The sequence below is a fragment of the Herbidospora sp. RD11066 genome (genome assembly GCF_054661255.1).
On sequence record NZ_BAAGDO010000001.1, the window covers coordinates 1,390,706 to 1,404,665 of the forward strand.

Here is a 13,960-nt window from a genome sequence, read left to right on the forward strand (position 1 = left end):
CACCCCGACGATCGCAGAGGGTTCCCATGTCTAACGAGGACAAGCTCCGAGACTATCTCCGGCGGGTGACGGCAGACCTGCACCAGACCCGTCGCCGCCTCCAGGACTTCGAGGCCGCCGACCGGGAGCCGATCGCGATCGTCGGCATGGGCTGCCGCTACCCGGGTGACGTGCGCTCGCCCGGCGACCTGTGGCGGCTCGTGTCCGAGGGGCGTGAGGGCATCTCGCTGCCGCCGGAGACCCGGGGCTGGGATCTGGCCACGCTCCACCACCCCGACCCCGACCACCCGGGCACCGCCTACTCGTTCGAGGGCGGTTTCCTGCACGGCGCCGAGGAGTTCGACGCCGAGTTCTTCGGCATCGGCCCGCGCGAGGCCCTGGCGATGGACCCGCAGCAGCGGCTCCTGCTGGAGGTGTCGTGGGAGGCGTTCGAACGCGCCGGAATCGACCCGCACTCCCTGAAGGGCTCGGCGACCGGCGTGTTCGCCGGGGTCATGTACCACGACTACGCGACCCGGCTGGGCGCCGTCCCCGACGGCGTCGAGGGATATCTGGGCACCGGCAACGCCGGCAGCGTCGTGTCCGGACGCCTCTCCTACACCTTCGGCCTGGAGGGCCCGGCCGTCACCGTCGACACGGCCTGCTCCTCGTCGCTGGTCGCCCTGCACCTGGCGGTCGAGGCGCTGCGGCGCGGCGAGTGCTCACTGGCGCTGGCCGGTGGCGTGACCGTGATGGCCACTCCCGCGGCCTTCGTCGAGTTCTCCCGCCAGCGCGGCCTCGCCTCCGACGGCCGGTGCAAGGCCTTCTCCGCCGACGCCGACGGCACCGGCTGGGGCGAGGGCGCCGGGGTCGTCGTGGTCGAACGCCTCTCCGACGCCCTGGCCAACGGCCATCCCATTCTTGCTCTGGTACGCGGTTCGGCGGTCAACCAGGACGGCGCCTCCAGCGGCCTGACCGCCCCGAACGGCCCGTCGCAGCAGCGGGTCATCCGCCAGGCCCTCGACGTGGCCCAGCTCGCCCCGTCGTACGTCGACGTGGTCGAGGCCCACGGCACCGGCACGACCTTGGGCGACCCGATCGAGGCCCAAGCCCTGCTCGCGACTTATGGGAAAGACCGCCTCCTGCCCTTCTACCTGGGCTCCCTGAAGTCGAACATCGGCCACACCCAGGCGGCGGCCGGCATCGGCGGCGTCATCAAGATGGTCGAGGCGATGCGCCACGGCGTGCTCCCCAAGACCCTCCACGCCGACGAGCCCAACCCCCACGTCGACTGGACGGCCGGAAACGGCCGCCTCCTCACCGAGTCGGTGACCTGGCCCGAAACGGGCCGCCCCCGCAGGGCGGGCGTGTCGTCGTTCGGCTTCAGCGGCACCAACGCCCACGTGGTCCTGGAGCAGGCCCCTCCGGTGGACGACCGCGAGGTCACCCCCGCTGCCGTGCTGCCGTGGGTCGTCTCCGCCCGCACCCCCGAAGCGCTCGACACCCAGGTCACCCGCCTGAAGACCTTCCTCCGCGACCACCCGGAGGTCCCGGCTGCCGACGTCGCCTACACCCTGGCGACCGGCAGGGCCGCCCTCGACCGCCGAGCCGTCTTCCTCTCCTCGCTGGACGAGGGCCCGCTGCGCGGAAAGGCGACCCAGGGCGGCCTGGCCTTCCTGTTCACGGGCCAAGGCGCCCAGCGCGCCGCGATGGGGGCGGAGCTGCGCGCGTCCTTCCCCGTCTTCGCCACCGCCTACGACGAGGCGATCGACACGCTGGTCGGTGCGTCCGAGGGGCTTGGCAGGTTGCGGGAGGTGATCGCCTCGGGTGATGGGCTCGCTGAGACGGCGTTCACGCAGGCCGCCCTTTTCGCCTTCGAGGTGGCGCTGTTCCGGTTGTTCGCCTCTTGGGGGGTGCGGCCCGACTTCCTGGCCGGGCATTCGATCGGGGAGGTGGCCGCGGCGCACTGCGCGGGGGTGCTGTCGTTAGAAGACGCCGCCAGGCTGGTGGCCGCGCGGGGTGCGCTCATGCAGGCGCTGCCGCGGGGTGGGGCGATGGTCGCCGTACAGGCCACGGCGGGCGAAATTTCGGGAAATGTCGATATCGCTGCCGTCAACGGCCCTCGGTCTGTGGTGATCTCGGGGCCGGAAGAGGCCGTGCTGGCCGAGGCGGCGCGCTTTGAGAAGACCAAGCGGCTCACCGTCTCGCACGCCTTCCACTCCCGCCTGATGGACCCGATGCTCGACGACTTCCGGGCCGCGATCGGCGGGCTGACCTTCCACGCCCCGGAGATCCCGGTCGTGACCTCGGGTGATGTCACCTCCGCCGACTACTGGGTCGCGCACGTCCGTGACGCGGTGCGGTTCGCCGACGCCGTGCGGCGGCTGGAGGGCGACGGGGTGACCCGGTTCGTCGAGATCGGGCCCGAGGCGGTGCTGACCGCGATGGGGCAGGAGTGCGTCGAGGGCGACCACCTGTGGGTGCCCGCCGTGCGGGCGGGCCGGGAGGTCGCCGCGATCACCGAGGGGCTGGCCCGGCTGCACGCCGACGGGTGCCGCGTCGACTGGGCGCCGTTCTTCCCCGGCGCGCGGCTGGTCGAGCTGCCTACCTATCCGTTCGAGCGGGAGTCGTACTGGCTGCGGGCCCCCGAGGGCTGGGCCGGGGACGTCGCCTCGGCGGGGCTCGGGCCGACCGGGCATCCGCTGCTGGCCGCCTCGACCGCCATCGCCGGATCGGACGGCCTGCTGTTCACCGGCCGCCTGTCCGTGCCGACCCACCCGTGGCTGGCCGACCACACCGTCGACGGCGTGGTCCTGCTGCCGGGCGCCGCGCTGGTCGAGCTGGCCGTACGGGCCGGTGACCAGGCCGGATGCGACGTGGTCGAAGACCTCACCATCGAGGCCCCCGTGGTCCTCACCGAACCGGTCAGGATCCAGGTCTCCGTCGAGCCCCCCGACGACCACGGCCGGCGGCCGTTCCAGATCCACGCCCAGGCCGGTGACGACCCCTGGACGCGGCACGCCACCGGCGTCCTGACCAGTGGCGCCCCCGCGCCCGACCCCATCGCCTGGCCGCCGCCGGGCGCCGAGCCGATCGACCTCGACGGCTTCTACGACGGCCTCGCCTCGGTCGGGCTCGGTTACGGCCCCGCCTTCCGCGGCCTGACCGCCGCCCACCGCTCGGGCGGCGACGTCTACGCCGAGGTCGCCTTCGGCGGCGACACCGCCACGTTCGGGCTGCACCCGGCGCTGCTCGACGCGTCCCTGCATGCCATCGGCCTCGGCGCTATCACCTCCGACGGCCCGATGCTCCCGTTCTCCTGGTCGGACGTCGCCCTGCACGCCACCGGCGCCACCTCCCTCCGGGTGCGCGTCACCCCGGTGAGCGCCGACACCGTGGCCATCGCGCTCGACAGCACGTCGGGCGTGCCGGTCGCCCGCATCGGCGCGCTCACCCTCCGCGCTCTCCCCACCGGCGCCCTCGCCCGGCGCCGCGACGACCTGCTGACGGTCGAATGGACGCCCGTCCCGGCCACGGGGGAGCCCGTCGAGGCCCTGGTGGTCAGGCCGCGTGACGTGGCGGAGGCGCTTGAAGTCGTACAGGAGCAGATTTCGCGTGACGGCGTGGTCGCGGTGGTGGCCGCGAGCGAAGGAGCGGACCTGGACCAGGCCGGGATCTGGGGCCTGGTGCGCTCGGCGCAGTCGGAGCACCCGGGCCGGTTCCTCCTGATCGACGGCGACGTGGACGTCGCGCTGCGCACGGGTGAGGAGCAGGTGCGGGTCCGCGACGGCGCCGCCTTCGCGCCCCGGCTCGTGCGGACGACCGGTGCACAGGTCCCCGAGGTACGCGGTCCTGTGCTGGTCACCGGCGCGACCGGCGCACTCGGCGGGCTCGTCGCCCGGCATCTCGTCACCGCCCACGGGGTGACCGAACTGGTGCTGGTCAGCCGGTCGGGCCGGGCCCCCGAACTGGTCGGGGAGCTCACCGGGCTGGGTGCCCAGGTGACCGTGCGGGCCTGCGACGTGGCCGACCGCGAGGCCGTGGCCGCGCTGCTGGCCGACCATCCCGTACGCGGGATCGTGCACGCCGCCGGAGTACTCGACGACGGCGTCATCGAGTCGCTCACGCCCGAGCGCCTGGAGACCGTCTGGCGCCCCAAGGTCCAGGCCGCGGTCAACCTGCACGAACTCGCCGGAGACCTCGACCTGTTCGTGCTCTTCTCCTCGGCCGCCGGGGTCTTCGGCAACCCCGGCCAGGGCAACTACGCCGCCGCCAACGCCGCCCTCGACGCCCTGGCCGCCCACCGGCGGGCCCTCGGACTGCCCGCGGTCTCGCTCGCGTGGGGGCTGTGGGAGGAGCGCGGCACCATCACCGCCGGCCTCGACACCGGCAGGCTGACCCGGGCCGGGAGCACCGCGCTCACCTCGGACGAGGGCCTGGCGCTGTTCGACGCCGCGCTCGCCGCGCCCGAGGCCCTGCTTGTCCCGATCAAGCTCGACCTGCGCGGCGGCGGCGACCGCGTCCCGCCGATGCTGCGGGCGCTCGTGCGCCCGGGAGGCCGCCGGGCCCTCGCCTCGGCCGTGAAGGTGACCGGGCTCGACGCGGCCGGAGCGCTCGACCTGGTCAGGACCCAGACCGCGCTCGTCCTGGGCCATGCCGGGCCGCAGGCGGTGGACCCGCAGCGCGGCTTCGCCGCCCTCGGCTTCGACTCGCTCGCGGCGGTGGAACTGCGCAACCGCCTCGGCACCGCGACCGGCCTGCGCCTGCCCGCCACCCTGATCTTCGACTACCCGACCCCCACCGCCCTGGCCGACCACCTGGCGGGGGCCGTCGCCCCCGCTCCGGAGACGGTGACGAAGGTGGCCGACGAGCCGATCGCGATCGTGGGGATGGCCTGCCGCTACCCCGGCGGCGTGCGGTCGCCCGAGGACCTGTGGCGGCTCGTCGCCGCCGGTGGCGACGGCATCTCCGCCTTCCCCGCCGACCGGGGCTGGGACCTCGCCGCCCTGCTCGGCGACCGCGACGCCGAAGGCTCCTCCCACACCGGCGAAGGCGGTTTCCTGTACGACGCGGGCCACTTCGACGCCGCCTTCTTCGGCATCTCCCCCCGGGAGGCCGTCGCGATGGACCCGCAGCAGCGCCTGCTGCTGGAGACCTCGTGGGAGGTGTTCGAACGGGCCGGCATCGACCCGCACGTGGTGAAGGGCTCCCGGACGGGCGTGTTCGCCGGAGTCATGTACCACGACTACGCCACCCGCCCCGGCACCCTCCCCGAGGGCGTCGAGGGCTACCTCGGCACGGGCACCTCGGGCAGTGTGGCGTCGGGCCGCATCGCGTACACCTTCGGCCTGGAGGGTCCCGCCGTCACGGTCGACACGGCCTGTTCGTCGTCGCTGGTGGCCCTGCACCTGGCGGTCCAGGCGCTGCGCAACGGCGAGTGCGAGATGGCCCTGGCGGGCGGCGTGACCGTGATGGCCACGCCGGGCGCGTTCCTGGAGTTCAGCCGCCAGCGCGGGCTCGCCCCCGACGGCCGCTGCAAGCCCTTCGCCGCCGCGGCCGACGGCACCGGCTGGTCGGAGGGCGTCGGCGTCCTCCTCGTCGAGCGCCTGTCCGATGCCGTGGCCAACGGGCATCCGGTTCTCGCTCTGGTACGCGGTTCCGCGGTCAACCAGGACGGCGCGTCCAACGGGTTGACCGCCCCCAACGGTCCGTCACAGCAGCGGGTCATCCGGCAGGCGCTCGCCGGGGCGGGACTCCGCCCCGGCCAGGTCGACGCCGTCGAGGCCCACGGCACCGGCACCACCTTGGGTGACCCGATCGAGGCCCAGGCGGTCCTCGCCACCTACGGCCAGGAGCGCGACCGCCCGCTGTGGCTCGGCTCGCTGAAGTCGAACATCGGCCACACCCAGGCGGCCGCCGGTGTCGGCGGCGTGATCAAGATGGTCATGGCGATGCGGAACGGGGTCCTGCCCAAGACCCTTCACGTGGACGAGCCCTCACCCCACGTCGACTGGACGTCCGGCGCGGTCGGGCTCCTGACCGAGCCGGTGGCGTGGGAACGGCGGGAGGAGCCGCGCCGGGCGGGGATCTCGTCGTTCGGCTTCAGCGGCACCAACGCCCACGTGATCGTCGAAGAGTTCGCCGAGGCCGGTGCCCGGATCGTGCCGTCAGGGCGGACCCCGGCGCGGCCGGGTGAGAACGCCGTGGTTTCGCCGGTTCGTCCCGTTACCGGAGCCGTGCCCGGTGGGATGTCCGGCACGTCGCCTGAGGCGGCCGGAGCGCATGGTGTGATTTCGCAGGGTCGTCCCTTGCTGCCGTGGCGGATCTCCGGTGCCTCGCCGGAGGCCGTCCGGGCGCAGGCCGGGCGGCTGGTGCCGATCGACGCCGCCTGGGCGGATGTGGCCACGTCGCTGCTGGGGCGGACCGCTTTCGAGCACCGCGCCGTGGTCTCGTCGGCTGCCGAGCTTCGGGCGTTGGCGGATGGGGCGGGGCCTGTCGGTAGGCGTACCGACGGAACTTTGGCTTTTCTCTTCACGGGGCAGGGCTCCCAGCGGGCGGGCATGGGACGCGACCTCTATGAGGCCTTCCCGGTGTTCGCCGAGACGTTCGACCAGGTCTGTGGCCATTTCTCGGCCGCTGCCGGTTCGGGCCACAGTGGGACGCGCGTCGGCTCTCGGGGGAATACCGACTCCCGTATCCATGGTGAGACCGGTGCGGAAGCCATCGGGAATGACGGCGCCTCCGCTGTGATGGGGGGCGGACTCGATCTGGCCGGTGCCGTTTTCGGTGGGGGGTCGATTGGTGAGACCGGGGTGGCGCAGCCTGCGATCTTCGCCTTTGAAGTGGCGCTCTATCGGCTGATGGAGTCGTTCGGTCTGACGCCTGGGGTCGTGGCCGGGCACTCGATCGGGGAGATCGCCGCTGCGCATGTCGCGGGGGTTCTCTCGCTGGAGGATGCCTGCGCGCTCGTGGCGGCTCGGGCTTCGTTGATGCAGGCGCTTCCGGGTGGTGGGGCGATGGTCGCCATACAGGCCGCGCCGGGGGAAATTTCGTCTGATGTCGATATCGCCGCCGTCAACGGGCCGCGCTCGGTGGTGATCGCCGGGCCGGAGGAGACGGTGCTCGCGGAGGCCGCCCGGTTCGAGAAGACCAAGCGGCTGAACGTCTCGCACGCCTTCCACTCCCGCCTGATGGACCCGATGCTCGACGACTTCCGGCGGGTGTGTGAGGAGCTGACCTACCACGAGCCGGTCATCCCGTTCGAGGGCGGCCGGGACGCCGACTACTGGGTCCGGCACGTCCGGGACACCGTGCGGTTCTACGACACGATCGAGCGGCTCAAGGCCGCGGGCGTGACCGTGTTCGCCGAGGTCGGGCCCGATGCCGTGCTGACGCCGATGGTCGACGGCGACGTCGTGCCGCTGCAGCGGGGCACCTCCGAGGTCGCCGCCCTCACGACGGCGCTGGGTGCCCTTTGGGTGTACGGCTTCGACGGCGACTGGGCCGCCTCCTTCGAGCGCGGCACCCGCGTCGACCTGCCGACCTACGCCTTCCAGCACGAACGCCACTGGCTGGAGCCGGTCCCGGAGACCGGCACAGCCGACGGTGAGTTCTGGTCGGCCGTCACCCGCGACGACGCCGAAGGGCTGGCCGCCGAACTCGACCTGCCGGCCGAGCAGGTCGCCGGTGTACTGCCCGCGCTCGCCGACTGGCACCGCCGCCGCCAGACCCGCGACCGGCTCGACGCCTGGCGCTACTCCGTCACGTGGGCGCCGGTGGAGACGTCGGGGCGGGTGTCGGGGACCTGGCTCGTCGTCCACGACGGGGTCGAACCCGAGGTGGCCGAGGCCCTGCGCGCCCAGGGCGCCGAGGTCGTCGCGACCGCACTCTGTGACCCGCTGCCCGAAGGCACGTTCGCGGGGGTGATCTCGGCGTTGTCGCGGCTCGACGATGTCGTGGCGCTCGTCCAGGCCGGGATTCCGGCTCCGCTGTGGTGCCTGACCTCGAACGCCGTCGCCGTGAAGGCGGGGGAGCGGGCGGGGCTCGACCCCGGGCTCGCGTCGATCTGGGGGTTCGGGCGGGTCGCCGCGCTGGAGTACCCCGACCGCTGGGGTGGGCTCGTCGACGTCGCCGAAGGGTGCGCTGACCGGGTTTCGGCGGTGCTCGCCGGGGGCGAGGACCAGGTCGCCGTGCGGCCCTCGGGTGTGTTCGGCCGCAGGCTCACCCCGGCGGGGGACCGGCCCGTCCAGGAATGGCGGGCTCCGGAGCGGGTGCTGGTCACGGGCGGTACGGGTGCTCTCGGCGCCCATGTCGCCCGCTGGCTCACCGAGCGGGGCGCGCGGCAGCTCGTGCTCGCCGGACGGCGGGGGCCCGACGCTCCCGGTGCGGGTGAGCTGGCCGCCGAGCTGACCGCGATGGGGGCCGAGGTCTCAGTCGTCGCCTGTGACGCCGCCGACCGCGACGCGCTGGCGGGGCTGCTGGCCGCGCATCCCGTCGAGGCGGTGTTCCACACGGCCGGGGTGCTCGACGACGGGGTCATCTCGTCGCTGACGCCCGAGCGGCTGGAGACCGTCCTGCGGGCCAAGCGCACCGCCGCCGAGAACCTGCACGACCTCGCCGGAGACCTGACCGACCTGGTGCTGTTCTCCTCGCTCGCCGGGGTCATCGGCTCGGCCGGGCAGGCCGGATACGCCGCCGCCAACGCCTACCTCGACGCCTTCGCCGAGGCCCGCAGGGGAGCGGGGCTGCCCGCCACGTCGATCGCCTGGGGCCCGTGGGCCGAGGGCGGCATGGCCGACGACGTCGCCGACAGGATGGTCCGCAGCGGGCTGCCGCCCATGCCCGCCGACCTGGCGATCCGGGCCCTCCAGCGCACCCTCGACCGGGGCGACGTCGCGCCCGTGGTCGCCGACGTCGCGTGGGAGCGGTTCGCGCCCGCCTTCACCGCCACCCGGCCCTCGCCGCTCCTCGGGTTCTTCTCCCCGGGCGGCACCGCGCCGAAGGCCGTCGCCGGGCCACTTCGCGACGGAGACCTGCTCGGGCTGGTCAGGGAGACCGTCGCCGCGGCGCTCGGGCACGCCTCCGTCGACGGGGTCGAGCCCGGCAAGGCGTTCAAGTCGCTCGGGTTCACCTCGCTCACGGCGGTCGAACTCCGCAACCGGCTGCAGGCGGTGACCGGGCTGGCCCTGCCGCCGACGCTGATCTACGACCATCCGACCCCTGCCGCACTGGCCGCGCACCTGTCGGCCGAACTGGGGGGCGGGAGCCGTACAGAGACGAAGACCGTCGTCATCAGCGCCGACGACGAGCCGATCGCGATCGTGGGCCTCGGCCTACGGTTCCCCGGCGGGGTCGAGACGCCCGGCGACCTGTGGCGGCTGCTGCTCGACGGCGGCGACGCCGTCACCGGCTTCCCCCTCGACCGGGGCTGGGACGTGGACGCGCTCTACCACCCTGACCCCGACAATCCGGGCACCTCGTATGCCAGGGAGGGCGGCTTCCTGACCGGCGCCGCCGACTTCGACGCCGCGTTCTTCGGCATCTCGCCCCGCGAGGCCCTCGCGATGGACCCGCAGCAGCGGCTGCTGCTGGAGATCTCGTGGGAGGCGATGGAACGCGCGGGCATCGACCCGGCCGCGCTCAAGGAGTCGCGGACCGGCGTGTTCGTCGGCACCAACGGCCAGGACTACGTGAACCTCGCCGCCCACGCGGAGGGTGTGGAGGGCTACCTCGGCACCGGCAACGCGGCCAGCGTCGTGTCAGGCCGCCTGGCCTATGCATTCGGGTTCGAGGGCCCGGCCGTGACCGTCGACACCGCCTGCTCGGCCTCCCTCGTCGCCCTGCACCTCGCGGTCCAGGCACTGAGGCAGGGAGAGTGCTCGCTGGCGCTGGCCGGTGGCGTGACCGTCATGTCGACGCCCGGCGCGTTCATCGAGTTCTCCCGCCAGCGCGGGCTCGCCGCCGACGGCCGCTGCAAGGCCTTCGCGGGGGCGGCCGACGGTACGGGCTGGGGGGAGGGCGCCGGGGTCGTCCTCGTCGAACGCCTCTCCGACGCGCTCGCCAACGGCCACCGGGTTCTCGCCCTGGTACGTGGTTCGGCCGTCAACCAGGACGGCGCCTCCAACGGGTTGACCGCCCCCAACGGCCCCTCGCAGCAGCGCGTCATCACCCAGGCCCTCGCCAACGCCCGCCTGACCTCCCGGGACGTCGACGTGGTGGAGGCCCACGGCACCGGAACCACCCTGGGCGACCCGATCGAGGCCCAGGCCCTCCTCGCCACCTACGGCCGGGATCGGGTCGAACCGCTGCGGCTCGGGTCGATCAAGTCGAACATCGGCCACACCCAGGCCGCCGCCGGGATCGCCGGGGTCATCAAGATGGTGCTGGCCCTGGAGCACGGCGTGCTGCCCAAGACCCTGCACGTCGACCAGCCGACCCCGCATGTCGACTGGTCGGCGGGGGCGGTCGAACTGCTCACCGAGACGATCCCCTGGCCGGAGACGGGCAGGGCCCGCCGCGCGGCGGTCTCGTCGTTCGGCTTCAGCGGCACCAACGCCCACACCATCCTGGAGGCTGCCCCGCCCTCCACACAGGAGGAAGCCTCCGAGGGCCCGTTCCCGCTCCTCCTCTCGGCCCACACGGATGAGGCACTCAAGGCACAGGCCCGCCGCCTGGCCACCCACCTGACGGACATCGCCCCCACCGTGGCCGCGCGGGGTCTTTCGGTCGATTCGTCGGCCACCGGAACAGCCGGTTCGGCCCGGGACCGGATCGAGGCCGCTGCCGTCCTCATGACCGACCAGAGTGCGCTGGTCGACCCGAATGACGCTGGATCGGCGGGAAACCGTGAGGGCTCCACGGTCGAGTCAGATAGGGCCGTGGTCCCGGTCGGCTGGGATTCGCATGCCACGTCTCTGGCCGATGTCGCGTTCACGCTGGCCATGGGCCGTGGGCTTCTCCCGCGGCGGGCTTCCGTGGTCGCTCGGGACCATGCCGAGGCCGCCGCTCTGCTGAACTCGTTCGCCGATGGTGGGCTCTCCGAGGAGGGGCACGCCGCGCCCTCGCTCGCCTATCTCTTCACCGGTCAGGGCGCTCAGCGTCCGGGTATGGGGCAGGGGTTGTACGAGCGGTTCCCCGTCTTCGCCGAGGCCTACGACGCCGTGCTCGATCTGCTCGATCCGGGCCTGCGGGAGGTGGTGGAGAGCGGTGCCGGGCTCGACGACACCGTCCACACCCAGCCGGCGATCTTCGCCTTCCAGGTCGCGCTGTTCCGGCTGATCGAGTCGTGGGGCGTCCGGCCCGGCCACGTCGCGGGTCACTCGATCGGTGAGATCGCCGCCGCGCACGTCGCCGGGATTCTGTCGCTGGCGGACGCCTGCGCGCTGGTGTCCGCGCGGGCCTCGCTGATGGGGGCGCTACCGCCCGGCGGGGCGATGGTCGCCATACAGGCCACGTCAGGCGAAATTTCGCCCGATGTCGATGTCGCCGCGGTCAACGGGCCTCGCTCCGTCGTCATCGCGGGGCCGGAAGAGGCGGTGCTCGCGGAGGCGGCGCGCTTCGAGAAGACCCGGCGGCTCAAGGTCTCGCACGCCTTCCACTCCCGCCTGATGGACCCGATGCTCGATGACTTCCGCCGGGTCTGCGAAGGGCTGACGTACCACGAGCCGGTCATCGCCTTCGACGGCGGCCGGGACGCCGCCTACTGGGTCGACCACGTCAGGAGGCCGGTCGACTTCCTCGCCGCCATGCGTGCCCTCGAAGGCGCCGGGGTCACGGCCTACCTGGAGATCGGTCCCGACGGCATCCTCACCGCCGCGGCCGCCGACTGCCTGGAGAACGAGGCGCTCCTGGTCGCCTCGGCCCGCCGCGACCGCGACGAGGCGACCACCCTGCTGGCCGCCGTCGCCCGCCTCCACACCCACGGTCTCACCCCCGACTGGGCGGACATCCTCCCACCGGCCCGCCTGACCGACCTGCCGACCTACGCCTTCGAGCGCCGCCGCTACTGGCCCGAGGCGGCTCCCCGCCGGGCCGACACCGCCGACGCCGGTTTCTGGGACGCGGTCGACCGGGGCGACCTCGACGCCCTCGCGGGCACCCTGGCCCTCGACGACCACGAAGCACTGGGGACGTTGCTGCCGTCGCTGGCGGCGTACCGGAGAAGGAACCAGGACCATTCGGCCGCCGACGGCCTCCGCTACCACCTGCGCTGGACGGAGATCACCCCTGCCCCGGCCGCGACACCCGGGACCTGGCTCGTCATCGGCCCCGACCACGGCCTCACCACCGCCCTGGAATCCCAGGGCGGCCGGGTGGTCGTCCTCCAGCTGCCCCCTGCCCGTGAGGCGATGGCCGTGGCCCTGCGCGGGCTCGACGGGACCCCCTTCGACGGCGTCGTCTCGACCCTCACTCTCGACGGCCGGCCTCTCGCCGAGACCCTGTCCCTGGTCCAGGCTTTGGGCGACGCCGGAATCGGCGCACCCCTGTGGATCGCGACCCGCACCGGGCAGAAGGGCGACCCCGCCTGGGGCCTCGCCGTGGTCGCCGCGCTGGAGCACCCCGAACGCTGGGGCGGCTTCATAGACCTCCACGACGATGATCTCGACCCCGTGCGGCTCCTCGCCGCGCTCACCTCCGGTGAGGACCAGGTCGCGCTGACCGCCGACCGCACGCTGGCCCGCCGTCTGGTGCGCCCCGCCGCCTCCTCTCCTGTACGTTCCTGGCGACCCACCGGCACCACCCTGATCACCGGGGGAACGGGGGCACTGGGCGGCCACGTCGCCCGCTGGCTGGCGCGCAACGGCGCCGAACGCCTGCTGCTCGTGAGCCGCCGCGGCCCCGACGCCCCCGGCGCCGCCGAACTCGCGGCGGAGCTGGGCGCCACCGTCGTGGCCTGCGACGTCTCCCAAAGGTCCCAGGTCGAGGCGCTGCTCGCCGAACACGACGTCACCTCGGTCTTCCACGCTGGCGGGGTCCTCGACGACGGCGTGGTCGAGTCGCTCACCCCCGAACGGCTGGCCACCGTCATGGCCGCCAAGGCCGACGCCGCGCGGCACCTCGACGAGCTCACCGGCGACCTCGACGCGTTCGTCCTGTTCTCCTCCTTCGCCGGCACGCTCGGCGTGGCCGGCCAGGGTAACTACGCCGCCGCCAACGCCGCCCTCGACGCCCTCGCCAGGGATCGCCGGGAGCGCGGCCTGACCGCCACGTCCATCGCCTGGGGTCCCTGGGACGAAGGCGGCATGGCGGGCGGGGAGAAGGCGGCCCGCATGCGCAGGGGAGGCATCAAGCCGCTCGCGCCGGGCCGGGCGCTGGCGGCGCTCCAGCGGGCGCTCGACGACGACGAGACCCATCTGGTCGTGGCCGACGTCGACTGGGACGTGTTCGCACCCGCGTACACCCTGACCCGCAGGAGCCCTCTGGTCAGCGGCTTCGCCACCGAACCCGGGCACGACACCGCGAACCTGGCGGCGCGGCTCGCCGGCGCGCAGCCCGCCGAGCGGGAGCGCATCCTGCTCGACGCCGTGCTCGCGCAGGTCGCGGCCGTGCTGGGGCACACGGGGGCGGGGGAGATCCCGCCGTCGAGGCCGTTCAAGGAGCTCGGGTTCGACTCGCTCACGGCGGTCGAGCTGCGCAACCGGCTCGGGGCGTCCACGGGCGTGAAGCTCCCGGCGACGCTGGTCTTCGACTATCCGACCCCGCAGGCCCTCGCCGGGCTGCTGAAGACCACGCTGCTGCCCGACGAGTCGGAGGGCGCGGCCGTGCTGGCCGAGCTCGACCGGCTCGACGACGCGCTCGCGTCGGTGCCGGCGGACACGCTGACCCGCACGAAGATCACTCTGCGGCTCCAGGCGCTGCTGTCGCGCTGGACCGGTTCCCCGGGCGCCGACGGCGGCGCGGCGACGCTCGACGACGCGTCCGACGAGGAACTGTTCGCTTTATTCAATGGTGGCCTCGGGCGCTAGCCCGCCATTCATTCGCT

Annotated in this window: 1 protein-coding gene; it reads left to right on the forward strand. The window is 73.5% G+C overall.

Annotation, left to right across the window (positions count from 1 at the left end):
• Nucleotides 1–26 precede the first annotated feature (26 nt).
• On the forward strand, nt 27–13,943 hold the full coding sequence (locus tag ACYQ78_RS05990; RefSeq protein WP_459799657.1) for an SDR family NAD(P)-dependent oxidoreductase: 13,917 nt from the start codon (nt 27–29) through the stop codon (nt 13,941–13,943).
• The last annotated feature ends 17 nt before the right edge of the window (nt 13,944–13,960 follow it).